The organism is Cupriavidus laharis (assembly GCF_914271435.1).
Classification (GTDB): domain Bacteria; phylum Pseudomonadota; class Gammaproteobacteria; order Burkholderiales; family Burkholderiaceae; genus Cupriavidus; species Cupriavidus laharis.
Window position 1 is genome coordinate 133,333 of record NZ_CAJZAI010000010.1, and the last position, 21,475, is coordinate 154,807.

The following is a 21,475-nucleotide window of genomic DNA, read 5'->3' on the forward strand; positions in this document are numbered from 1 at the left end:
GTGGGTACTGGTGCCGGCCACGCTGGCAGCGTTTGCCAATGCGTTGCTGCGAATGGCAGGATGAGCGCACTTTGCGGCGGGTGATGTGCGCAACAGGCCATGCCGGAGGTGCGCGATGCAGCCCGCCGGAACATCCCGCCCGCCGCAGGCTCCAACAGGAGCCTTTTTGAGGAGTCTGGATTTTGAAATTTCCCGTTGCCGGGCTGGCTGCCGCCGGCCTGATCGGCGCCGCCACGAGCGCCTTTGCCGCTCCGGCGGCCCCCGCCGCCGCCTCTGCCGTTCCTCCCGCCGCTGCACCAAAGGCTGCGCCTGCCGGTGACAGTGCGCTGTCACCGATGCTGAAGCTGCTGGAAATCGGCAATCCGCTGCCCGCGCTGCCTGACTGTGCCGACAAGCGCACGCCAGATGGCCGCGACGTAACCGCTTTCTGCGTCGAGGTGAAGGGCGACGGCATCATGCGCCAGGTCGGCCTGCCGCGCGACAAGCGCCCGGCCTTCATGGACGGCGTGCATGTGGTGGCCTTCGTCGACCGGAACGCGCTGGTCGGCGTGATCGTGCCGACGGCGGGCGCCAATTCGCAGCAGGCCGCGCTCGACAGCGTGAATGCCCTGTACGGCAAGCCGTTCCGCCAGGAGCAGGAGGACATGCGCGACAAGGCCGGCAATACGGTCAAGACCATCCACGCGGGCTGGATGCAAAAGCCGCTGACGGTCGAGCTGTACGCCATGCCGGAAGACCCGAACACCGGCACCATCGAAATGCTGCTGCCCCGCGCCCGCACGCTGATGGCGGACAAGGACGCGCAGGTGGCCCAGCAACTGGCGCCCGCATCGGCGCCCGCCGCCGCACCGAGCAAGGAGAAGAAGCCGGCGCCCAAGCCCGTCAAGCCGGGCAGCTGGTAGCGCCTGGCCTGATCCCTGCCTGATGCCGGCCCCGGCGCCGGCTCAGATGCCGTCCATCACCTTGTCCAGCCCCCGCACGACGCCGCGCACGGTGTGGACCTTGCGGATTGCCAGCAGCGCGCCGGATACGTAGGGTTTGGAGCCGTCGCCGGCTTCATGCTTGAGGTGCAGGCGCTGGCCGTCGGCGCCAAAGATCACTTCCACGCCGAGCTGGTAACCGGGCAGCCGCACGGCGTGCACCTGCGTGCCGGACATGGTCGCGCCGCGCGTCTCGCGCGGGCCGTTGACCTGATCCACCGGCACCGCCTGCTGCGCGGCCTTGATCTCCCCCAGACGGAACGCCAGCTCGCGCACCGTGCCCGATGGCACATCGACCTTGCCGGCCTTGGCATAGTCGATGATCTCCCAGTGCTCCAGGTGGCGCGCGGCCATTTCCGCGAACTTCTGCAGCAGCACCACGGTAATGGCGAAGTTGCCGCACGCCAGCACGCCGCGCCCGGCCTTGCGCGCGGCGGCGTCGATCTCCGCATAGTCCTCATCGGTCAGGCCCGACGTGCCGACCACTACGTGCGCGCCATGCGCCAGCGCCTGCAGGATGTTGTGCTTGGCAATGGCCGGCTTGGTGTATTCCACGTAGACGTCGTAGGGCGTGCTGCCCAGCGCCTCGATGCTGGCCGCCGCCACGCCGGGGGTATCGGGATGGCCGGTAAGTTGCGCCAGCGGCTGTCCCGCCGCGCCGCGCGACAGGCCCGCCACCAGCGTCATGTCGGGCGCGTGCGCCACGCCGCGCGCCAGTTCGCCGCCGGCCCAGCCGGTTACGCCGCCCACGGCGACACGGATCGGATTGCTCATCGTCTTTTTCTCCCGTTGCGGTGATTGCTGTTCGGGGAGGATACCGCGCTAACCGGTTGCGCGCCGCCGGTCGATCTTGCGCGCCAGCACGATGGATGTGGTGGTGTGGTTCACCCCGTCCAGCATACCGATCTCGTCGAGCAGCTGGTCGAGCCGCGCATGGGTGTCGCAGCGGATGACCGCCATGTAGTCGACCGGGCCGCTGACCGAACTCAGCTCCTCGATCTCCGGCAGGCGCTGCAGTGCCCGCACGATGGCCGGGCCGGCCTTGGGCTGCACCGACAGCCCGCAGAAGGCCTGGATCGCGTTGTCGCCCATTTCGCGGCCCAGCCGCACGCCGTACCCGGCGATCACGCCCAGCCGTTCCAGCCGCGCGATGCGCGCCACCACCGTGGTGCGCGCGATGCCCAGATGGCGGGCCAGGTTGGCGGCACTTTCGCGTGCATTGGCCTGTAGCAGCGACAGGAGGTGGCGGTCGGTCTGGTCGAGCTTGTCGGGTTCTGCCATTTCGTCGGAATATGTTGTCGTTTCGTTCGATTATGGTGGGTATTCGTCGAACTTGTGCCTTCTTTCTGTTGCGCGTGCTGCCCATACTTCAGTCAGGAATGCACAAAGACAGGCTTGAAAAAGGAGGACACCATGCAGCCATCCACCCTCGGCCGCGGCATGCCGCGGGACCTGACCCGGGCCAAGGGCCCCCTGCAAGTGGTGGTGCTGGGTGCCGGCAAGATCGGCCGCACCATTGCCACCATGCTTCACGACAGCGGCGACTACCGCGTCAGCCTCGTCGACAACGATGCGCGGCGGCTCGACGGCCTGCCTCGTGCCATCACAGTACGCGCCGGCGACCCGACCGAGCCGGGCACCTGCGCCGCGCTGCTGGCGGGCGCCGATGCCGTGCTCAACGCGCTGCCGTTCCACGCCGCGGTGAGCGTAGCCACGGTGGCCGCGCGCCTGGGCGTGCACTACTTCGACCTGACCGAGGACGTGGCCGCGACCCAAGCCATCCGGCAGCTTGCCCAGAGCGCGCGCTCGGTACTGATGCCGCAGTGCGGCCTGGCGCCGGGCTTTATCGGCGTGGTCGGCAACGACCTCGCGCAGCGCTTCGTGCGCGGCGGCGGCGAGCTGCTGGACTTGCAGATGCGCGTCGGCGCGCTGCCGCGCTACCCGAGCAATGCCCTCAAGTACAACCTGACCTGGAGCACCGAAGGGCTGATTAACGAGTACTGCAACCCGTGCGAAGCCATCGTCGACGGCCGCCGCGTCGAGCTGCCGGCGCTGGAAGGGCTGGAGACCTTCGCGCTGGACGGCATCGAGTACGAGGCCTTTAATACATCAGGCGGGCTTGGCACATTGCCGGAAACGCTGGCGGGCCGTGCGCGCAATGTCGACTACAAGTCCATCCGCTACCCGGGCCACTGTGCGCTGATGAAGCTGCTGCTCAACGACCTGCGCCTGCGCGAGCGGCGCGGCTGGCTGCGCGAGATCTTCGACCGTGCCATCCCGGTGACGGAGCAGGACGTGGTCATCATCTTCGCCACCGCGACCGGCTACCCGGCCGGCGGCGAGCGTGGGCGCGGGCCACTGACACAAGCCTCGTTCTCGGCGCGCATCGGCGGCGTGGACGGACCGGCCGGGCACGTCAATGCCATCCAGCTCACGACGGCTGCGGGCATCTGCACGGCGCTGGACATGGTGGCAAGCGGCGGGCTGCCGCAGTCGGGCTTCGTGCGGCAGGAAGCCATGCCGCTCGCCGCGTTCCTCGCCAACCGCTTCGGCCGCCACTACACGCAGCACCCGCTGCAGGAGACCACCGTATGAAAGCGCAAGAGATCGCGGCCTGCTGGCAGTCGATGGGACTGCCCCGGCCATGGCGCGACGGCACGCCCGCGGGCACGGTCATCGTACGTTCACCGGTCGATGGCGAGGCGTTCGGCCATGTCGCGGCCTGCACGCCGGCCGAAGCCGATGCACGGATTGCGCGCGCGCATGAGGCACAGAGCAGCTGGGCGCTGGTGCCGGCGCCGGTACGCGGCGAAATCGTGCGGCGCTTCGGCGAGGTGCTGCGCGAACACAAGATGGCGCTGGGCCGGCTGGTGTCGCTGGAGTCGGGCAAGATCCTGCAGGAAGGGCTCGGCGAAGTGCAGGAGATGATCGACATCTGCGACTTCGCGGTGGGGCTGTCGCGGCAACTGCACGGGCTGACCATTGCCTCGGAGCGGCCCCAGCATGCCATGCGCGAAACCTGGCATCCGTACGGCCTGTGCGGCGTGATCTCGGCCTTCAATTTCCCGGTGGCGGTGTGGGCGTGGAACGCCGCGCTGGCACTGGTGTGCGGTAACGCGGTGCTGTGGAAACCGTCGGAAAAGACCACGTTGTGCGCGCTGGCCGCGCATGGCCTGCTCGAACGCGTGCTGGCGGCCACGGCGCCGCAGCACGTGGGCATCTCGGCGGTGCTGCCGGGCGGGCGCATGGTGGGCACGCACCTGGTCGGACATCCGGCGGTGCGCCTGATCAGCGCGACCGGCTCCACGCGCATGGGCCGCGACGTCGGCGTGGCCTGCGCCCAGCATTTCAAGCGCAGCATCCTGGAACTGGGCGGCAACAATGCCGCTATCGTGGCGCCGTCCGCCGATATCGAACTGGCCGTGCGCGCCATCCTGTTCGCGGCGGCCGGCACGGCGGGGCAGCGCTGCACCACGCTGCGCCGCTGCTTCGTGCACGCCGATCTGATGGATACCATGGCCAGCCGGCTCGTCACGGTGTTCGATCGCCTGCCCGTCGGCGACCCGCTCGAAGATGGCACGCTGCTCGGCCCGCTGATCGATACTGCCGCGGCCGATGCCATGGCCAACGCCCTGGCCAGTTGCCGCGCGCAGGGCAATATCGTCACGGGTGGCGAACGCCTGCTGGCCGACCGTTTCCCGCATGCGAGCTACGTGCGCCCGGCGCTGGTGATGACCGACGAGCAGCACGACACCATGCTGACGGAGACTTTTGCGCCGATCCTGTACCTGATGCCCTACACCTCGCTCGATGAAGCCATTGCGCTGAACAATGCGGCGGCGCACGGGCTGTCGTCGTGCATCTTCACAGAGTCGCTGCGCGAGGCAGAGCGCTTCCTGTCATCGGCGGGCAGCGACTGTGGCATTGCCAACGTGAATATCGGCACCAGCGGGGCGGAGATCGGTGGCGCGTTCGGCGGCGAGAAGGCGACCGGCGGCGGCCGCGAGTCGGGGTCGGATGCGTGGAAGGGCTATATGCGGCGGGCGACCAATACCATCAACTACGGCGACACGCTGCCACTGGCGCAGGGCATCCGGTTCGAGATCTGAGGGAGGATTTACGTTCGCCAAACCGTAGCGAATCGTAACAAGGGTTACAGCGCCTTGACGCTGTATTACGGGAGTGCCCCGTATAACGTTCTCAGGGCAGGCACATGCCCGGAAGCGACCCCAAGGAACAATACGATGAGAACGGTAACGATTGGACTGGCCGCAGCGGCCGCCGCCACAGCCTTGCTGGGTGGTTGCGCGGTGTATCCGTATCCGGCCGGCCCCGGCCCCGCTGTCGCGGTGGCCCCGGCGCCGGTCTATGTTGGCCCGCCAGCGGTGGTGGTGTCGCCGCGGCCGTACTACTACGGCGGCTATGGCTACTACGGCCGGCGCTATCGCTATTGATAAGCCGGCGCCGGGGAGGGTGGCTCGGTTGCCGCCTTAGTTGCCACTTTCCCCGGCCTTGCCATAGATGCCATTCAGACCCGGCCAGCTCGGCGCCAGTGTCTGGCCAATGTCCGGCAGGTCGACCAGGTCGAGCACGCGGCCCACGGTGTGGTCGACCAGTTCGGCAATGCTCCGGGGCTTCTGGTAGAACCCGGGCACGGGCGGGAACACGATGCCGCCCATTTCCGTCACCGCCGTCATATTGCGCAGGTGCGCCAGGTTCAGCGGCGTTTCGCGCACCATCAGCACCAGCCGGCGGCGCTCCTTGAGCGTGACGTCCGCCGCGCGCGTGATGAGGTTGTCGGACAGGCCGTGGGCGACGGCGGCCAGCGTGCGCATGGAACACGGGGCCACCACCATGGCGTGCGCGCGGAACGAGCCGCTGGCGATGGTGGCGCCGATATCGCGCACGTTATGCACGACATCGGCCATGGCTTCCACGTCGGCGCGGCCGATCTCCAGCTCATGCTGGAGATTCATCACGCCCGCCGGGGAAATCAGCAGGTGGGTTTCCACCGTCGGCACATCGCGCAGCACCTGCAGCAGGCGCACGCCGTAGATGGCGCCGGTGGCGCCCGTGATGGCGACGATCAGCCGTTGCGGCGCGGTGCCGCCTGTCACGGGCATGGCAGTGCTCAGCCCTTGAGCAGGGTCTGGAGTTCGCCGTTCTGGTACATCTCCATCATGATGTCCGAGCCGCCGATGAACTCGCCGTTCACGTAGAGCTGCGGGATGGTCGGCCAGTTGGCGTATTCCTTGATGCCCTGGCGGATGCCTTCGTCTTCCAGCACGTTGACCGTGGCCGGCGAATCCACGCCGCAGGCCTTCAGGATCTGGATGGCGCGGCCCGAGAAGCCGCACATCGGGAACTGCGCGGTGCCCTTCATGAACAGGACCACCGGGTTGCCCTTGACGATCTGGTCGATCTTTTGTTGCACGTCACTCATGGTTGCTTTGTCGGTTGAGGTGGCGCCTGCGCTTCAGGTGCCGCCGGGTGTCGAAGGCCGCACGGGGTTGCCGCGCGACGGTGATCTCGCCGCAAATTTTACCGGATTCGCCGCCAGGCTTCAGGCGGCCCGCATCACGCCGGACCGGGGCGGCGCCCGCCGGTGCAGCGTTCCTGCCCGGCCAGGTCCCGGGTGGTGAAGACTTCGGTGAAGCCGGCTCGCTCCAGCAGCGCCTGCGTGGCCGCCGCCTGGTCGTAGCCGTGTTCCATCAGCAGCCAGCCGCCCGGCAGCAGCCGTCCGGACGCCCCGGCCACGATGGCAGCCAGGTCGGACATGCCGTCCTTGTGATCGGTCAGCGCGTCGATGGGCTCGTAGCGCAGGTCGCCCTCGGCCAGGTGCGGGTCGCCTTCCGCGATATAGGGCGGGTTGCTGACGATCAGGTGGAAGCGCAGGTCGGCCGGCAGCGCGGCGTACCAGTCGGATACGACGAAATGGATGCGGTCGGCGCCGAGCGCGCTGGCATTGTCCTGCGCCACCATCAGCGCGCCCGGCGAGATGTCGGTGGCCCAGACTTCCGCATCGGTGCGTTCGCGCGCGATGGTCACGGCCAGGATGCCCGAGCCCGTGCCCAGGTCCAGCACGCGCGGGTGTTGCACGCCGGCCAGCCGCGCCAGCGACGATTCCGCGGCGATCTCCGTGTCAGGGCGCGGGATCAGCACATCGGGGGTCACGCGGAACTTGCGGCCGAAGAATTCGCGCTCGCCGATCAGGTAGGCCATTGGCTCGCCGGCCAGGCGGCGTGCCAGCAGCGTGGCAAAGGCATCGCGCTGGGGCAGGCTCAGGGTGTCGCCGTCACGGGTAATCAGTTGCGTGCGCGTCAGCCCCGTGACGTGCGTCAGGAGCATGCGCGCTTCCAGCGTGGGCAGGCCAGCCATGGCGGCGAGCGTCTGCGCTTCGCGCACGGTGGGGGTAGCCGGCAAAGCGCCGGACGTGGCAGGGGACATCGGCAATGCGGGAACAGAAATTCCGGCGGCAATACGCCAGCCGGAAACAAAAAACCCCGCCGGGCGTTGGCCTGGCGGGGCTTTCGGCGGGTCTACCAGCTAGGGGAACAGTGTAGCGCCGAACCCTGGCAGCTGGGGCGAATCCCCCGTTGCGGTCATTACTTATTGACGGCGTCCTTCGCCTTGTCGGCGCCGGTGTTGACGGCATCCTTGGCGGCCTGCTTGGCATTCTCCATCGCGTTGCCAGCATCGGTCTTGGCCTTTTCCGCGGCGGCCGAGACATCGGCGGCAGCGTCGCTGGCCGCAGCCTTGGCGGCATCGGCGGCGTTGCTGGCGGCTGCGGCGGCATCGCTGGCGGCGGCCTTGGCCGATTCCGCCGCATTTTGCATGGCGCTATCGGCGCTCGGCGTAGCGGGGGCTTCTTCCTTCTTGCCGCAGGCGGCCATCGCCGCGGTGATCATCAACAGCGCGAGCAGTTTCTTCATGATTTCGTCCTTATGTCCGTGCTTCAGGAGAGACAAATTGCCGGCAGCTTCTTATGTAGCCGGTCGTGAACGATTATAGACAGCCACCTTTCGCCCGCCAGTGCTGTTTCAAGCATTTACAACAGATACAAAGCGTTAGGCGCAGTTAGGCGGCGATAGCGATAAGTATTGCATTCGTCACCTGTGGCCATGCATCAGCTGTCTTCGCCGAGTGCCGCCAACTGGTCTGCCTGGTGCTCGGCCGCCAGCGCGGAGACCAGTTCGTCGAGGTCGCCGTCCATGATCATGTCGATCTTGTACAGCGTCAGGTTGATGCGGTGGTCGGTCACGCGTCCCTGCGGGAAGTTGTACGTGCGGATGCGGTCGCTGCGGTCGCCCGAGCCGATCAGGTTGCGGCGCGTGCTCGCTTCCTTCGCCTGTGCGGCGCGCATCTGCTGGTCCTTGATGCGCGCGGCCAGCACTTTCATCGCCTTGTCCTTGTTGCGGTGCTGGCTGCGGTCGTCCTGGCATTCGACGACGATGCCGGTCGGGATATGCGTGAGGCGCACGGCCGAATCCGTCTTGTTGACGTGCTGGCCGCCGGCGCCGGACGCGCGGAAGGTGTCGATGCGCAGATCGGACGGATTGATCTCGACGTCGCCGACTTCATCGGCTTCCGGCATCACAGCCACCGTGCAGGCCGACGTGTGGATGCGGCCCTGCGCCTCGGTGGCCGGCACGCGCTGCACGCGGTGGCCGCCCGATTCGAACTTGAGCCGCGAGAACGCGGCATCGCCGGCAATGCGCACGATCACTTCCTTGTAGCCGCCCAGGTCCGATTCGGACTCGCTCATGATCTCCACCTGCCAGCGCTGGCGTTCGGCGTAGCGCGTGTACATGCGCAGCAGGTCCCCCGCGAACAACGCGCTTTCCTCGCCGCCGGTGCCGGCGCGGATTTCCAGGATCAGGTTGCGGTCGTCATTCGGGTCCTTGGGCAGCAGCAGCTTCTGCAGGCTGCCTTCCAGGGTTTCCAGGCGTTCGCGTGCGCTCGCGACCTCGTCGGCGGCGAAGTCCTTCATCTCCGGATCGTCGAGCAGCGCCTGCGCCGTGGCGAGGTCGTCCTGCGCCTGGCGGTAGAGGCCATATTGCTCGGCCACCGGCGACAGTTCGGCATGCTCGCGGCTGAGCTTGCGATACTGGCCGATATCGGCGGTCGCGTCCTCGCGCGCGAGCAGGGCGTTGACTTCATCGAGTCGCTCGGCCAGTTGGTCGAGCTTGGCAAGCATGCTGGCTTTCATGGGGATCCGGATGGGGAAAGCGGGAGAAGGCGGGAACCGGGCCGCGGTCAGCGCGGGCGGCGGGTTGCCGGCGCGCATCGCGCGCGGGCGCAGCGGTCGGCGCGGCTAGCGCTCGGAGTGGCTGCTGTGGCGGAACAGGCCGGGCACCAGGCGCACCAGCGCCTCGCGGTCATCGCCCTGCATGTGGTTCAGGGCATGGGTCGGGCCATGCAGGAACTTGCGTGTCAGCGCGCCCGACAGGGCTTCGAGCACAGCTTCCGGGTCGTCGCCGCGCGCGAGCATGCGCCGGGCGCGGTCCAGTTCGGCCTGGCGGATCGACTCGCCGGTGGTCTGCAGTTCGCGGATGACCGGCACCACGCTGCGCGTTTCCAGCCAGTGCATGAAGTTCTGCACCCGGCTTTCGATGATCGCCTCGGCCTGGGCCACGGCGGCCTGGCGCAGCGCATTGCCTTCGCGCACGACGGCGCCGAGGTCGTCCACGGTGTACAGGAAGACGTCGTCCAGGCGCGCGACTTCGGGCTCCACGTCGCGCGGCACGGCCAGGTCGACCATCATGATCGGGCGGTGCTTGCGGCGCTTGACCGCGCGCTCCACGGCGCCGAGGCCGATGATCGGCAGCGAACTCGCGGTGCAGGACACCACGATGTCGAATTCATGCAGGCGCTCGCCGAGTTCCTGCAGGCGGATCGCCTGCGTGGTCAGGCCCTGTTCGGCCAGCTGTTCGGCCAGCTTCTCGCCACGTTCGACGGTGCGGTTGGCCACCACCACCTGGCGCGGCTTCTGCGCCGCGAAGTGCGTGGCGCACAGCTCGATCATCTCGCCGGCGCCGATGAACAGCACGCGCTGCGTCGAAACGCTTTCAAAAATCCGTTGCGCCAGCCGTACGGCCGCAGCCGCCATCGACACCGAATGCGCACCGATCTCGGTCTGGCCGCGGACTTCCTTGGCCACCGCGAAGGTGCGCTGGAACAACTGGTTCAGGTAGGTGCCCAGCGAGCCGGCTTCGCCGGCAGTGCGCACCGCGTCCTTGAGCTGGCCCAGGATCTGGGTCTCGCCGAGAACCATCGAGTCCAGCCCGCTGGCGACGCGGAATGCGTGGCGCACGGCCTCGGACTGGGGCAGGGAATACAGGTGCGGCGCCAGGTCGGACGCCGGCACATTGTGGTGCTGCGACAGCCACCGCAGCGTATGCTCGAAACCCTCCGCACCCGGCTTCAGGATGTCGGTGGCGCAGTAGATTTCCGTGCGGTTGCAGGTGGAAAGGATGGCAGCTTCGGTACCATTGCGCCCGGCCAGATGCGTGCGCAGCGCCCCAAGTGCCGGTTTGATCTGCTCAAGCGGAAACGCCACCCGCTCGCGCAGCGAGACTGGTGCCGTCGTGTGGTTGATGCCGATCGCGAGCAGTTGCATTTGTAGGGACTGGTACCGGGTCCGCAGCAAGTGCGGCCCGATTGCCATTATAACGTCGGGATCGGATCTTGCAGGCAGACAGGGTAGCCGGGTGCCTGTGGAGTACAGTTACACCGGGGCCATGCCTTTGTGGCTCTGACAACACTCAGGAGGGAGGATGCTGGGCACGTTGATCGTCGGATTGCTGGTGGGCCTGGCCGCGCGCCAGATGCATCCCGCCGGCAAGGTCGTTTCCCTGCCGGCCGCGCTGGTGCTGGGAATGGCGGGGGCGGCGATGGCCTTCTACGGCGGGCGCGCCCTGCCCCTTTTCATCGACGGCCAACTCAGCGGCTGGCTCGCGGCGATCGCCGGATCAGCCGTGCTGGTTGGCCTCTGGGGCACGTTGCGGCCCCGCCACGGGTAAGTTCAGAACTGACGATCCGAAGTGGAATCCGCACCGGCCAGGATGCGGATCAGGCGCGTGCCGCCAGGAACCGGCGCAGGATGCCATCCGAATAGTGGCTGGCCACATCCTTCAGGAATGCCGGGAAATCCACATGAGCGCTGTCGTCGGCGCGGTCGGAGATCGTCCGCATGACCGCGTAGGGCACGCCGTATTCATGGCAGACCTGCGCCACGGCGGCGCCTTCCATCTCCACGGCCAGCAGGCCCGGCAGCCGCTCGCGCAGTTCGGTGACAGCCGTAGCCGAGTTGATGAACTGGTCGCCGCTGGCCACCAGTCCAAGCTGCAGCGCCGGGGTGCCGATGCCGAAGTGTTCGCGCACAGCCGCAGGCACATCGGCAGGCAGGTCTTCACGCAGGAAGCGGTCCGCCGCGGTACGCAACGCTTCGGTCAGCGCCGGGTCGGCCGGAAAGCGCACGCAGTCCAGCAATGGCACTTCATGGCGCGGAAACAGCGGACGCGCGTCCATGTCGTGCTGCATGGTTTCGCTGGCGATGACGATGTCGCCGACACGCACGCCGTCGCCCACGCCGCCGGCAAGGCCAGTGAAGACGATTTCGTCCACGCCGAATTCGCGGATCAGGGTCGCCGTGGTGGCGGCTGCCGCAACCTTGCCAACGCGCGCCAGTACCAGCACACAGGTCTGCCCGTGCAGATGGCCCACGTGATAGTCGCGCATGCCGATGCGATGGATGGTCGCGCGGGCGTCTTCATGGCGCATGGCGGCGACCAGGCTGTCGACTTCGTCATGCAGGGCGGCGAGGATGCCGAGGGTCATTGGGGGCGTGCTCGGAACGGAAAGTCAAAGGATACCGGCAGGCGCTGCCGGGGCATAGGGCGGCTTGACCTGTCCACGTGCGGCGCCCGCTGCGCTTTGCTAGAGTCGCTTCATTCCGACTTCGGGACACGTGCATGACCATCACATCGACGCCGACGACCGGCGAGCGCCGCGCCATCCGCCAGGCCCTGGCCGACTGGCGCGCAGACGGACGGCTGGCGGCCAGCAGCGTGGCACGGCCCTGGGCTCGAACGGAGCCCGTGGCGGCCGACTGGCACCGCTGGCTGGACCACGGGCTGCTTGCGCTGGGCACCGTCTTGCTGTGCGCAGGCGTAGTCGTCTTCTTCGCCTTCAACTGGCAGGACCTGCACAAGTTCGCGAAATTCGGGGTGCTGGCGGCAGCCATCAGCCTGCTGGCCGGGTTTGCGCTGGTCCGGCCGGCGGCCGACATGGCCGGCCGCGCGGCACTTGGCGGCGCGCAGGCGCTGGCCGGCGTACTGCTGGCTGTAATCGGCCAGACCTACCAGACCGGTGCCGACGCCTGGCAGCTGTTCGCGCTGTGGTCGCTGCTGGCCGTGCCGTGGGCCCTGGCGGCGCGCGCGGCGCCGCACTGGTGGCTGGTAATCGTGATCGGCAACGTGGCGCTGCTGCGCTACTTCAGCGTGCGCCTGGGCGTCGGCGGCATGTTCGAGCTGCTGTTCGATGCCCGTCACGCGCGCACCACCACCTTGCTGCTGCTGGGCGCGGTGCTGCTGCAACTGGCACTGTGGGCGTGGCTCTGCGCGCATGCCGCGGCACTGGGCTTCCGCGGGCAGACGGGCGCTCGCATCCTGGCTGCGCTTGCCTGCTTTCACGCGGGCTTCGCGGGCCTTTCCGCATTGTTCGCCAGCCATCCTGACCTGTCGGGCTTCGGGCTGGCGGCCGTCGCGCTGCTGGCGCTGGGCTGGTGGTTCCGGCAGCGCGCGTTCGACATCGTCGTGCTGAGCCTGGCCAGCCTGACCGGCATCGTCCTCGTCGTTGCGGCGGTCGGCCGGCTGTTGCTCGAAGGCAAGGCCGATTTCGGCGCCTTCCTTTTGCTGGGACTGATTACTGTAGGCATGGCCGCCGGTGCGGCCGCCTGGCTGATGCGGGCCTACCGCGCGCAAGCCGTGGAGCTGTCATGACCCATACCATCCAGACTGAACAGGCACTGTGGCGCGAGCTGGCCGCGCGTGGCGAGGTGCAGGGCGAACTCGTTGCGAGGGTGCGGACGCCCTGGGCGGTCCGTGCACTGATGGGCGCGGCCGGATGGCTGGGCGCGCTGTTCTTCCAGATGTTCTTCCTCGGCGCGGTATTCGTCGCCGTGCGCGAGAACGCAGGGGCCATCGCGCTGACGGGCCTCGCCATGATCGTCCTCGCGGCGGTGCTGTACCAGCGCGGCGGCACCGGGATTGCGCTCGGGCAGTTCGCGCTGGCCGTGAGCCTGAGTGGCCAGGGCATGGTGATCTACGGCGTGGCGGAGTTGCTCGGTGGCGAGCGGCTGGTCGAGACGGCCGCCTTCTGGGTCGGACTGGCCGTGTTCGAGGCCGCGCTCTATGTGCTGGTGCCGAACCGGCTGCACCGGTTCCTGGCCGCGCTGGGCGTGTGGATCGGGCTGGCCGTCGCCATGCATATCTTGCTGACAGACTCGGCGCGCCACGCGTGGCTGGCTATTCCATGGTCGCTGGGCTGGCTGGCGCCGGGCGCTTTCACGCTCGTGGCATGGTTCACGGTCGCCGAGGCGCGCCTGTGTGCCGTTGGCCGGCATGTGTGGTTGGAGCCCGCGATGGACGCCACGCTGCTGTTCGCGCTGGGCGCGGCGCTGGTGGTGACGGGCGCCAGCCATCCGCTGGCCTGGCTTGATGTCCCCGGGACTGCGACGCACTTTGCCAGCGCGCGCTGGCTGGCAGGCACGCTGGTCGGCGCGGTGCTGGTGGGCTTCGCCCTGGTGGAGTGCCGGCGCCTGGCCCTGCCCGCCCCAGCCGTTGCGATCATGATCGCCGGCACGGCGGCCTTCGGCGCCGTGATGGTAGCCGCGCCTGCTGTCAGCGCTGGCGCGCTTGCGCTCGGCCTGGCACTGCGGCGCGCTTCGCTGCCCTGGCTGGGCCTGGGCATCACCGCCATCGCCATTGGCTTCATCTGGTACTACAGCTCGCTGCATTGGACGCTGCTGGCCAAGTCCGTCACGCTGGCCGCTGCCGGTGTGGTGCTGATCGCCTTGCGCCAGTGGCTGGTACGCGCCGTTCCGGCAAAGGAGGTTGCATGAAACGCTGGATCCTGATTGCCTGGGTGTTGACGCTGGCCCTGGCTGCGGCGGGCATTGCAGGCAAGGAAAAGCTGCTGGCACATGGCGACACCATCTATCTCCGCCTCGCGCCGGTCGATCCGCGCTCGCTGATGCAGGGCGACTATATGGCACTGAACTTTGCCATCGGTGCTGCCATCCGCGCTGCACGCCAGCCGGAGCTGCAGCGGCGCGATGGCGTGGCGGTCATCCGGCTCGACGCGAACAGGGAGGCTTCATTTGTCCGGCTGCATGGCGATGAGCCGCTGGCATCCGATGAACGGCTGTTGCGCTTCCAGACGGTCGAGTCGCGGTGGGGCGGCAGGCAAGTGCAGGTGTCGACCGATGCTTACTTCTTTCAGGAGGGGCAGGGCGGGCGCTTTGAGAAGGCGCGATTTGGGGAGTTTCGGGTGGATGGGAGCGGGCAGGCGTTGCTGGTGGGGTTGAGGGGGGAAGGAATGGAGCCCTTGTAGAGCATTGACTTCTCGCGGCCGGAATCCCCATCTTTGGATGACGCGGATGTCCGATGCATAACGCTTGTTGAGCGCTGGCATGTGGCTTGCTGCAGCCGCTTCGCCAGCAGTTCGCGCGAGCGAAGTTCGGTCACGTACCCGGCAACACGGTATGTTCAAGGCAGCCTTGCGCCGAACCACGGCCAGTATGCGCGGTTCTCACCGCGCGCACGATCCCACATGGTGACCGGGGGGCTCGGGTGCCATCCGGGCGGTGGAGCAACCAGTACCGCCCAGGCATCATTCGGATTCGCCAGGCTGGTCACCACCGCGCTTTTGCCGCTCTGGTTGGCATAGGCCGCTGCAAACGCCGCGTTGACGGCGAAGCTTGCGGCGCGTGCCGGTCCTTCCATGACTTGCGAAACGCTGTAGACACCGCCAATCTGGTCCAGGTCGGGCCATGTCCGATGCAGTGCCTGTCGCAGTGCTGTGGTCCTGGGGACCACATCGGTGGCCTTGGGGTGGATATCGTGGTAGACCCGCTCCACCGGATTGGCTGGCGGTGCCTGATTGGCAACCGCCTTGAGCAAGTCATTCCATTCCCCACCCGGATTCGATGAATTCGAATGAATGCCGCCTTCGTGCTGCTGCGGCGTGTAGATGGCCGCCAGTGGAGCGTAGCCCCAGTTCGCGTTCGGATGCCCGAGAATGAGAAGCGCCGTGTTCTCGTTGGTCTGCTCGCCGCGCGGATAGTTTGGCGCATCCATGTTCCAGACCCATACCAGACGGGTCGGATTCTCAGCGATGTACTGCAGTGCCTCCTTCAGCGTATAGAAACCCACCGTCTCCGCACCGGCCAGGACAGTCACGGTCGGCAGCTTGCCGGTCGGGTTGAGCATCATGCTGCGGCAATTTGCCTTGGTGGCCACCACACTGAAGACATAGCGGCGTATCGCATTGATCGACAGGGTGCGCTCGCCGATGAACATCTCATCGACAGCCGCTGCTCCCCGTACTGTCTTTCCAAAGAAATCCTTGTGCGGGGTCACCCAGTAGTCCTTCATGCGTTCCTCCGCATGTTGAGCGTCGTAGGCGAGTACTGAAGGCGCTGGAATGCCCATTGCCTCCTGCTCCCTCAGCAGGTCCTTGTATCCTTCCCCGGTGAAGTATGTCGGAGTGTTGACCCATTGTTGTGACACGCCGGCAAATATGCGTGTGTCCATGTAGTCGGGGCGATCGGTGCCCATCCGTACCGAATAGAAGTAATTTGGATCGATCGCGTAGGGTGTGAAGGTCCGAAGCGGAACGTAGAGCAAATCGCGTAGTGCTGACCAATATTCAAGCGTAATGTTTGGATAGTCTTCCACGCGCTTGCTCCGGGGCACACCGTATGTCAACTGGCCCACCGGGTCCCCAAGTTTGAAACGTGCCGCCTCCTTGTCGTTGGCGTTGGGCTGCGCCAGCCCCTGTGACCACAGCAGGTTCCACTGGGTGGGGTAGTCCCGCCACATCAGTGGATTGATCCACTGCACACCCAGCACCAGCGCGGCGGGATCACCTGGAGAAGACGAGGCTTGCATCCGTGGCCAGGCCACGGGTTTGCGAGAATAGCTACTGGACATGGAACCTCCGGATTGGCATCCCGAGACAAAAAGGCAAGCGGTGGCCAGCATGGCACCGGTCACCAGCGATGCTGAAGACTTGCGAGGAGAGATCGATATACGCACAAGCCATTTCCTATGCGATTTGCGCACCGTTGTTTCCAGCACCGTTGCTGGCCTGGAACGGCAGCGCGTTGCGCTCGCCGTTGATCTTCAGCGGCGTCAGCGCTCCCATCGCCTCGCTAAACCTGGCGTGTTCCGCCAGCTTATTGCCGTCAAACGTTGCCTCCGAGTAATACTCGAACTCCTTGTCCATCTGGTTCCCAGCTGTCTTGTCAGGCTGACACCACCGCCAGTCCGCCATGCGTCGCAACTGGTTCATGTGTTCGTCGTTGAAGTGACAAATCCCAACGTCCACGTCATAGGCCAGAACATGCTCGCCATGTGCGGGATTGGTGAGGATCGTCGAATGGTTGGTCGCCTGCTGGTCAACGCCCTTGGCAAGCAGGCCCATACGCGTGGCCTGCTCGAATTCTCCAAAATCGGTCCCTCGGATTTCCCTGTAGTGGTCGGCGTTCATTTTGCGCACATCGTTTTCCGTGAACGGCACGCCTGAGTTTGCTTTGCCATGCTCGTCGTAGAGTACCCGCCGCGCTTCCTGACGCACCCCTGCATTCTGGTCGTAGCGCATCGCTGCCTCGGTGGCGGCATCGCCGCGCCCGCTTGATCGATGGCTCGCGTAAGGATCGTCGCTCCCGGCATCGGCACGATTCGGATTCAGGGAGTCACTGGCGGATTCCTTGTGGCGATTGAACGGGCCGAGTATCCAGGGGGAATCCTCGCTGCTGTAGGTTTCCCCTTCCCGCAATTGCCCGTTGCCGCGCGCCAGATAGCGCGCCTTGGGCTCGATGCCTCCGCACGGCACCTTCGGTGCGTTGAGCGGCACCGCCCAGTGCTGATCGGGACTAGCGCTGGTGTCCGACAGATTGCCGCCCATTGAGCGGTCCACCGTCAAGATAAGCTGAAACAGCAAGCCTGCGCCCGTTGCCAACACCTGGCCAGGAACGCTTTTGCGCTCGTCACGCCAGATTTCCCTAATCTGGAGGCTCGCCCGGTCCGAAGGGGGCTCCCAGAACTGGCCGTTCTCCGAGCTTGTGCCGATGGTCTGTGTCCAGTAATCGTAGCTATTTCCGCTGCCATAATCCGCGCCGACCTTGAATGGCTCACCGGGCTTCGTTTGCGCCCAGACGCGTTGGTAAAGCAGGCCGTCGGCACCGGTCCTCTTGACATCGTCCTGACTCAATCCCAGCCAGCCCATCCCTTCCACGGTGGTCACCGAGATCACGCGGTCATGCGGATTGCAGTAGAGGAAGACGTGGCCTCGCGTGTCGTGGTCCTTGCGGTCGTCGGCCGTCTTGCGGGGGGCATCCCCATTTTGCGGGGCGAAGTTCCAGGCCAGCTGGTTCACCTCGTCGTCGCTGGCATGTCGGGCCTCGGGCTGGAATTGCCGGACGATATCGAAGAAGGTCTTCAACGTCTCGAAGCGTGCCTCCTGCCTGACCCGCCCCTTGAACACCGACCATTGGAACTGGGAGGCGTTGTCCATCCTGTTGCCGCGCACGCTATACGGCGCATTCGCCAGCACATAGGTGTCGGCAACGCCCAGTCCACCCAGATCCGGATGATTGGCACCAAAGAAGGCGGAACCAATGCCAATCATATTGCCCTGGCTATGGCAGACCAGCGTGACCGGGCAGTCCTTGCCGTCGAACAGCCCGCGATGCATCTCGCGCACCCGCGCCACGAGCTTGGCGAGCCGCCAGGCCGCAAAGGCCTGGTAATACCGCCCAGGGCAACTGTAGATCATGCGGTCGCTGGCGTTCATATGCTGCACGCCGAGGCCGAGAAACAGCCCCGTGTCCACGCCGTTGCCGAACATATCCGGCAGCGCAGAACACCCGTTTGCAAAGGGGCCGCCGCCCCAGGCGTTGGCTTCATCCAGCAGAATGGCGCCGCCGACCGAGGAAACCTCATCATCAGCGGCTTTGTATCCCCAGCGAAAGCGAATGACCGGGCTGTAGCCAGCCTCTTTAATGAAGTTGAAAGCTTTTACGTCGCGGCGGATAAAGCCGTCGTCAGTCAATTCCCCTTGGTAGGACGCTGGACGCAACTGACCGCTTCCCTCGACACGGAACACCTGGTTGTCATTACGCTGCATGCGCGTATTGAGGCCGGCGCACAGACCACGCTCCGCATCGTCAAACCATTCGCCATTCGAGTTGACGCCATGAACGAAGATCACGATCCCGGGCAATGGCGCGGGATAATCCACATCTGTTCGCGGGCAGCCTGGCAGAGTCAGGGCTTCGGCGCACGGCCCGTACAATGGTCCTGTGTCCATTCCAATTACTCCTCAGTCCGCGCGCCGATGATGGCAAACAGATGAGTAACCTTCTGCGTCTCCTGCATCTTGATTCTCCGGATCAGGTCATCGAAAAGGTTTCCGATTGACTCGAAAACCCCACGGAACAGGGGCCGAGCTTCGACTTGCCACCCCATGCGGAGAATCTCAAAGAGCAGAACAGGAAGATATAGGGCATTTCCGATTCTGATTAAGTGTTTTGGTAATCAGCGTTGAAAGAATCTGAATTCACGAACCGAATGGCTTTACCCGGCTGGCGGCCTTGGTGGATTTGGCCTGCTTGCGGGATGACGAAGAACAGTGTGAGACGGCAGGAAACAAAAAAACCCGGCATTGCCGGGCTTTCAAGGTGATTCAGGGATTTGGCGGGACCGTATGGAACGCCCCAGGCAGCTTAGACGTTAAACAGGAAGTTCATCACATCCCCATCCTTCACCACATACTCCTTGCCTTCCGCGCGCATCTTGCCCGCTTCCTTCGCCCCGGCCTCACCCTTGTAGGCGATGAAGTCCTCGTAGGCGATGGTCTGCGCGCGGATGAAGCCGCGTTCGAAGTCGGTGTGGATCACGCCGGCAGCCTTGGGGGCGGTGTCGCCGATGTGGATGGTCCAGGCGCGGACTTCCTTCACGCCGGCGGTGAAGTAGGTCTGCAGGCCCAGCAGCTTGTAGCCGGCGCGGATCACGCGGTCCAGGCCAGGCTCTTCCATGCCCAGGTCGGCCAGGAATTCCGCCTTGTCGGCGTCGTCCAGGTCGGCGATCTCGGCCTCGATGGCGGCGCAGACGGCCACGACCGGCGAATCGGTCGTCTTGGCGTACTCGCGCACGGCATCCAGGTGCGGGTTGTTTTCGAAGCCGTCTTCCCGCACGTTGGCCACATACATGGTGGGCTTGGCCGTAATCAGGCAGAAGGGGCGAAGGGCATCCCACTCTTCCGGGGCCAGGTCCAGCGTGCGCACGGCCTTGGCCTGGTCGAGCACGGCCTGTGCCTTTTCCAGCACGGCAACCAGGCGCTGGGCTTCCTTGTCGCCGGCGCGGGCCGGTTTCATATAGCGCGCCAGGGCCTTCTCGACGGTGGCCAGGTCGGCCAGCGCCAGTTCGGTGTTGATCACTTCGATGTCCGACAGCGGATCGACCTTGCCGGCCACGTGGATCACATTGTCGTCTTCAAAGCAGCGCACGACGTGCGTGATGGCATCGGTTTCGCGGATGTTGGCCAGGAACTGGTTGCCCAGGCCTTCGCCCTTGGAAGCGCCCGCCACCAGGCCGGCGATGTCGACGAACTCGACCACGGCGGGCAGGATGCGCTCGGGCTTGACGATTTCGGCCAGCTTCGCAAGCCTCGGATCCGGCACTTCCACCACGCCCACATTGGGCTCGATGGTGCAGAACGGATAGTTCTCGGCGGCGATGCCGGCCTTGGTCAGGGCGTTGAACAGCGTGGACTTGCCGACGTTGGGCAGGCCGACGATGCCGCATTGGAGGCTCATGGTGTCAGGCGGGAAATTGCAAAACCCATATTCTAGCGGATGGGGCCCTTGGCCTTGCCCTGCCGCGCCTTGTATGCCCGGGGGCGGGGGGAGTGACGTGGCTATAATCCAGCCATGACCCGATCCAATGCGTCCGTGCGCAAATCCTCAGCTTTCCAGATCGCCGTTGTCGGCGGCGGCATCGTGGGCAAGTCCTGCGCGCTGCTGCTGGCGCAGCAGGGCATGAGCGTGGCCCTGGTCGCGCCGCGTCCCGCGCGCGGGCGCCCGCCGGCCGGGCCCGATGACTGGGACAGCCGCATCTATGCGTTTTCCGCCAGTTCGCAGGCGCTGCTCGAGCGCATGCGCGTGTGGGAGGCGCTGGACCCCGCCCGCATCCAGCCTGTGCGCGATATGCGAGTATTCGGCGATGTCAGCGCCGCCGAAACGTCGCCGAGCCTGGATGGCGACCTGCATTTCTCGGCCTATGCCGCAACGGTGCCGCAGCTCGCGTGGATCGTCGAATCCGGACTGGTGGAGCGTGCGCTGGATACCGCGCTCGGTTTCCAGCACCAGGTTCAGTGGCACGACGATACCGCCGCTGGCTTCGAGCGCGATGCCGATGGCGCCACGCTCACGCTGGCTGGCGGTGCGAAGGTCCGCGCGGCCTGCGTGGTCGGCGCCGACGGGGCGCGTTCCTGGGTGCGCCAGCAGTGTCATATCGGCGTGACTACGCGGCGCTACCGCCAGCTTGGCGTGGTGGCGAACTTCGCGTGTGAACGGCCGCATCACGACACGGCCTGGCAGTGGTTCCTGGGCGCACCGGAAAAGCTCATGGCCGACGAGGAGCCGGCCAACGGCGAGATCCTGGCCATCCTGCCGCTGCCCGGGTCGCGCGTGTCGATGGTGTGGTCGGCCGACGAGGCCCACGCGCACGAACTGCTCGCGCTGTCGCCGGAGGCGCTTGCCGCCACGGTGATGCAGGCGGCGGCAGGCGCGGTGGGCAGCCAGTTTGGGGCGCTGCGCTGCGTCACGCCTGCACAAGGCTTTCCGCTGGTGCTGCAGCGCGCGGAGCAGTTCGTGCAGCCGCACCTCGCGCTGGTGGGCGATGCCGCGCACGTGGTGCACCCGCTGGCCGGGCAGGGCATGAACCTGGGTTTGCGCGATGTTGCGGAACTCGGCAAGGTCATGGCCGCCAAAGAATCCTTCCGCAGCGAGGGCGACCTGCGCCTGCTGCGCCGCTACGAACGGGCTCGCGCGACCGACCTGCTGTCGCTGACCGCCGCGACCGACGGCTTGCACCGGCTGTTTTCGCTGCCCGGCAGCGTGGCGCGCGTGGTGCGCAATACCGGCATCCGCACGGTGGGCCGGCAGTCGCTGCTCAAGCGCTTCCTGATTGAACGGGCGCTCGGCTGAC

At 66.3% G+C, this 21,475-nt stretch carries 21 protein-coding genes; 9 read left to right on the forward strand and 12 right to left on the reverse strand.

What is annotated here, in order from left to right:
- Nucleotides 1-182 precede the first annotated feature (182 nt).
- Nucleotides 183-902, forward strand: coding sequence for a hypothetical protein (locus LDO29_RS19835; RefSeq protein ID WP_224081476.1), 720 nt, complete (start codon nucleotides 183-185; stop codon nucleotides 900-902).
- A 42-nt stretch (nucleotides 903-944) separates the two neighbouring features.
- Here the strand turns inward: LDO29_RS19835 and dapB are convergent, their stop codons facing one another.
- Together dapB and LDO29_RS19845 are read right to left on the reverse strand one after the other, a co-directional pair.
- Nucleotides 945-1,754, reverse strand: coding sequence for a 4-hydroxy-tetrahydrodipicolinate reductase (gene dapB / locus LDO29_RS19840; RefSeq protein WP_224081477.1), 810 nt, complete (start codon nucleotides 1,752-1,754; stop codon nucleotides 945-947).
- Between the two features lie 48 nt (nucleotides 1,755-1,802).
- Nucleotides 1,803-2,261 (reverse strand): Lrp/AsnC family transcriptional regulator, encoded by a 459-nt coding sequence (locus tag LDO29_RS19845; RefSeq protein ID WP_224081478.1) that lies wholly within the window; start codon nucleotides 2,259-2,261, stop codon nucleotides 1,803-1,805.
- 132 nt (nucleotides 2,262-2,393) lie between these two features.
- Here LDO29_RS19845 and LDO29_RS19850 point away from each other — a divergent pair, with 132 nt between their 5' ends.
- From LDO29_RS19850 to LDO29_RS19860, 3 genes are all read left to right on the forward strand, one after another.
- Nucleotides 2,394-3,575: a saccharopine dehydrogenase C-terminal domain-containing protein gene (locus tag LDO29_RS19850; RefSeq protein ID WP_224081479.1), complete on the forward strand. Its 1,182-nt coding sequence runs from the start codon at nucleotides 2,394-2,396 to the stop codon at nucleotides 3,573-3,575.
- On the forward strand, nucleotides 3,572-5,089 hold the full coding sequence (amaB, locus tag LDO29_RS19855; protein WP_224081480.1) for an L-piperidine-6-carboxylate dehydrogenase: 1,518 nt from the start codon (nucleotides 3,572-3,574) through the stop codon (nucleotides 5,087-5,089). Before LDO29_RS19850 ends, amaB begins: the two co-directional genes overlap by 4 nt.
- A 135-nt stretch (nucleotides 5,090-5,224) precedes the next feature.
- On the forward strand, nucleotides 5,225-5,434 hold the full coding sequence (locus tag LDO29_RS19860; protein WP_224081481.1) for a hypothetical protein: 210 nt from the start codon (nucleotides 5,225-5,227) through the stop codon (nucleotides 5,432-5,434).
- A 36-nt stretch (nucleotides 5,435-5,470) separates the two neighbouring features.
- Here the strand turns inward: LDO29_RS19860 and LDO29_RS19865 are convergent, their stop codons facing one another.
- The 6 genes from LDO29_RS19865 to hemA all read right to left on the reverse strand — a co-directional run bounded on the left by LDO29_RS19865 (nucleotide 5,471) and on the right by hemA (nucleotide 10,599).
- On the reverse strand, nucleotides 5,471-6,103 hold the full coding sequence (locus tag LDO29_RS19865) for a UbiX family flavin prenyltransferase (protein ID WP_224081482.1): 633 nt from the start codon (nucleotides 6,101-6,103) through the stop codon (nucleotides 5,471-5,473).
- Nucleotides 6,104-6,111: 8 nt separating this feature from the next.
- Nucleotides 6,112-6,423, reverse strand: coding sequence for a Grx4 family monothiol glutaredoxin (grxD, locus tag LDO29_RS19870; protein ID WP_224081483.1), 312 nt, complete (start codon nucleotides 6,421-6,423; stop codon nucleotides 6,112-6,114).
- Between the two features lie 134 nt (nucleotides 6,424-6,557).
- Entirely contained in the window at nucleotides 6,558-7,427 is an 870-nt protein-coding gene (prmC, locus tag LDO29_RS19875; RefSeq protein ID WP_224081484.1) for a peptide chain release factor N(5)-glutamine methyltransferase, read from the reverse strand.
- A gap of 158 nt (nucleotides 7,428-7,585) precedes the next feature.
- A complete protein-coding gene (locus LDO29_RS19880) occupies nucleotides 7,586-7,912 on the reverse strand; it encodes a hypothetical protein (protein ID WP_224081485.1) in 327 nt (108 codons plus the stop codon).
- Between the two features lie 194 nt (nucleotides 7,913-8,106).
- Nucleotides 8,107-9,189 carry a peptide chain release factor 1 gene (gene prfA, locus LDO29_RS19885; RefSeq protein WP_224081486.1) on the reverse strand — a complete coding sequence of 361 codons (1,083 nt, stop codon included), beginning with the start codon at nucleotides 9,187-9,189 and terminating at the stop codon, nucleotides 8,107-8,109.
- Between the two features lie 105 nt (nucleotides 9,190-9,294).
- Complete coding sequence (gene hemA / locus LDO29_RS19890; RefSeq protein WP_224081487.1) at nucleotides 9,295-10,599, reverse strand: glutamyl-tRNA reductase; 1,305 nt, start codon at nucleotides 10,597-10,599, stop codon at nucleotides 9,295-9,297.
- A 157-nt stretch (nucleotides 10,600-10,756) separates the two neighbouring features.
- Between hemA and LDO29_RS19895 the strand changes: the two genes are divergently transcribed.
- Nucleotides 10,757-11,002, forward strand: a complete 246-nt coding sequence (locus LDO29_RS19895) for a GlsB/YeaQ/YmgE family stress response membrane protein (RefSeq protein ID WP_224081488.1) — start codon at nucleotides 10,757-10,759, stop codon at nucleotides 11,000-11,002.
- 49 nt (nucleotides 11,003-11,051) lie between these two features.
- Here LDO29_RS19895 and LDO29_RS19900 read toward each other — a convergent pair whose 3' ends face one another.
- Nucleotides 11,052-11,819: a 5'-methylthioadenosine/adenosylhomocysteine nucleosidase gene (locus LDO29_RS19900; RefSeq protein WP_224081489.1), complete on the reverse strand. Its 768-nt coding sequence runs from the start codon at nucleotides 11,817-11,819 to the stop codon at nucleotides 11,052-11,054.
- A gap of 134 nt (nucleotides 11,820-11,953) precedes the next feature.
- On the opposite strand from LDO29_RS19900, the gene LDO29_RS19905 reads away from it, so the two are divergent.
- Genes LDO29_RS19905 through LDO29_RS19915 form a run of 3 tightly spaced genes read left to right on the forward strand, consistent with a single transcriptional unit; the run spans nucleotide 11,954 to nucleotide 14,594 of the window.
- A complete protein-coding gene (locus LDO29_RS19905) occupies nucleotides 11,954-12,982 on the forward strand; it encodes a DUF2157 domain-containing protein (protein ID WP_224081490.1) in 1,029 nt (342 codons plus the stop codon).
- A complete protein-coding gene (locus tag LDO29_RS19910) occupies nucleotides 12,979-14,103 on the forward strand; it encodes a DUF4401 domain-containing protein (RefSeq protein ID WP_224081491.1) in 1,125 nt (374 codons plus the stop codon). The genes LDO29_RS19905 and LDO29_RS19910 overlap by 4 nt, the downstream gene beginning before the upstream one ends.
- Nucleotides 14,100-14,594 carry a GDYXXLXY domain-containing protein gene (locus LDO29_RS19915; protein WP_224081492.1) on the forward strand — a complete coding sequence of 165 codons (495 nt, stop codon included), beginning with the start codon at nucleotides 14,100-14,102 and terminating at the stop codon, nucleotides 14,592-14,594. The genes LDO29_RS19910 and LDO29_RS19915 overlap by 4 nt, the downstream gene beginning before the upstream one ends.
- Nucleotides 14,595-14,749: 155 nt before the next feature.
- Here LDO29_RS19915 and LDO29_RS19920 read toward each other — a convergent pair whose 3' ends face one another.
- From LDO29_RS19920 to ychF, 3 genes are all read right to left on the reverse strand, one after another.
- On the reverse strand, nucleotides 14,750-16,195 hold the full coding sequence (locus LDO29_RS19920) for a hypothetical protein (RefSeq protein ID WP_224081493.1): 1,446 nt from the start codon (nucleotides 16,193-16,195) through the stop codon (nucleotides 14,750-14,752).
- Between the two features lie 115 nt (nucleotides 16,196-16,310).
- Complete coding sequence (locus tag LDO29_RS19925; protein WP_224081494.1) at nucleotides 16,311-18,575, reverse strand: T6SS effector phospholipase Tle3 domain-containing protein; 2,265 nt, start codon at nucleotides 18,573-18,575, stop codon at nucleotides 16,311-16,313.
- Nucleotides 18,576-18,990: 415 nt separating this feature from the next.
- Nucleotides 18,991-20,082, reverse strand: coding sequence for a redox-regulated ATPase YchF (gene ychF, locus LDO29_RS19930; RefSeq protein WP_224081495.1), 1,092 nt, complete (start codon nucleotides 20,080-20,082; stop codon nucleotides 18,991-18,993).
- A 114-nt stretch (nucleotides 20,083-20,196) separates the two neighbouring features.
- Here ychF and LDO29_RS19935 point away from each other — a divergent pair, with 114 nt between their 5' ends.
- Complete coding sequence (locus tag LDO29_RS19935) at nucleotides 20,197-21,474, forward strand: UbiH/UbiF family hydroxylase (protein ID WP_224081496.1); 1,278 nt, start codon at nucleotides 20,197-20,199, stop codon at nucleotides 21,472-21,474.
- The last annotated feature ends 1 nt before the right edge of the window (nucleotide 21,475 follow it).

Bases quoted from the DNA above. Each gene is read 5' to 3' on its own strand.
- dapB (WP_224081477.1), bottom strand. From the start codon at position 1,754: ATGAGCAATCCGATCCGTGTCGCCGTGGGCGGCGTAACCGGCTGGGCC.
- LDO29_RS19845 (WP_224081478.1), bottom strand. From the start codon at position 2,261: ATGGCAGAACCCGACAAGCTCGACCAGACCGACCGCCACCTCCTGTCG.
- LDO29_RS19850 (WP_224081479.1), top strand. From the start codon at position 2,394: ATGCAGCCATCCACCCTCGGCCGCGGCATGCCGCGGGACCTGACCCGG.
- amaB (WP_224081480.1), top strand. From the start codon at position 3,572: ATGAAAGCGCAAGAGATCGCGGCCTGCTGGCAGTCGATGGGACTGCCC.
- LDO29_RS19860 (WP_224081481.1), top strand. From the start codon at position 5,225: ATGAGAACGGTAACGATTGGACTGGCCGCAGCGGCCGCCGCCACAGCC.
- LDO29_RS19865 (WP_224081482.1), bottom strand. From the start codon at position 6,103: ATGCCCGTGACAGGCGGCACCGCGCCGCAACGGCTGATCGTCGCCATC.
- grxD (WP_224081483.1), bottom strand. From the start codon at position 6,423: ATGAGTGACGTGCAACAAAAGATCGACCAGATCGTCAAGGGCAACCCG.
- prmC (WP_224081484.1), bottom strand. From the start codon at position 7,427: ATGTCCCCTGCCACGTCCGGCGCTTTGCCGGCTACCCCCACCGTGCGC.
- LDO29_RS19880 (WP_224081485.1), bottom strand. From the start codon at position 7,912: ATGAAGAAACTGCTCGCGCTGTTGATGATCACCGCGGCGATGGCCGCC.
- prfA (WP_224081486.1), bottom strand. From the start codon at position 9,189: ATGAAAGCCAGCATGCTTGCCAAGCTCGACCAACTGGCCGAGCGACTC.
- hemA (WP_224081487.1), bottom strand. From the start codon at position 10,599: ATGCAACTGCTCGCGATCGGCATCAACCACACGACGGCACCAGTCTCG.
- LDO29_RS19895 (WP_224081488.1), top strand. From the start codon at position 10,757: ATGCTGGGCACGTTGATCGTCGGATTGCTGGTGGGCCTGGCCGCGCGC.
- LDO29_RS19900 (WP_224081489.1), bottom strand. From the start codon at position 11,819: ATGACCCTCGGCATCCTCGCCGCCCTGCATGACGAAGTCGACAGCCTG.
- LDO29_RS19905 (WP_224081490.1), top strand. From the start codon at position 11,954: ATGACCATCACATCGACGCCGACGACCGGCGAGCGCCGCGCCATCCGC.
- LDO29_RS19910 (WP_224081491.1), top strand. From the start codon at position 12,979: ATGACCCATACCATCCAGACTGAACAGGCACTGTGGCGCGAGCTGGCC.
- LDO29_RS19915 (WP_224081492.1), top strand. From the start codon at position 14,100: ATGAAACGCTGGATCCTGATTGCCTGGGTGTTGACGCTGGCCCTGGCT.
- LDO29_RS19920 (WP_224081493.1), bottom strand. From the start codon at position 16,195: ATGTCCAGTAGCTATTCTCGCAAACCCGTGGCCTGGCCACGGATGCAA.
- LDO29_RS19925 (WP_224081494.1), bottom strand. From the start codon at position 18,575: ATGGACACAGGACCATTGTACGGGCCGTGCGCCGAAGCCCTGACTCTG.
- ychF (WP_224081495.1), bottom strand. From the start codon at position 20,082: ATGAGCCTCCAATGCGGCATCGTCGGCCTGCCCAACGTCGGCAAGTCC.
- LDO29_RS19935 (WP_224081496.1), top strand. From the start codon at position 20,197: ATGACCCGATCCAATGCGTCCGTGCGCAAATCCTCAGCTTTCCAGATC.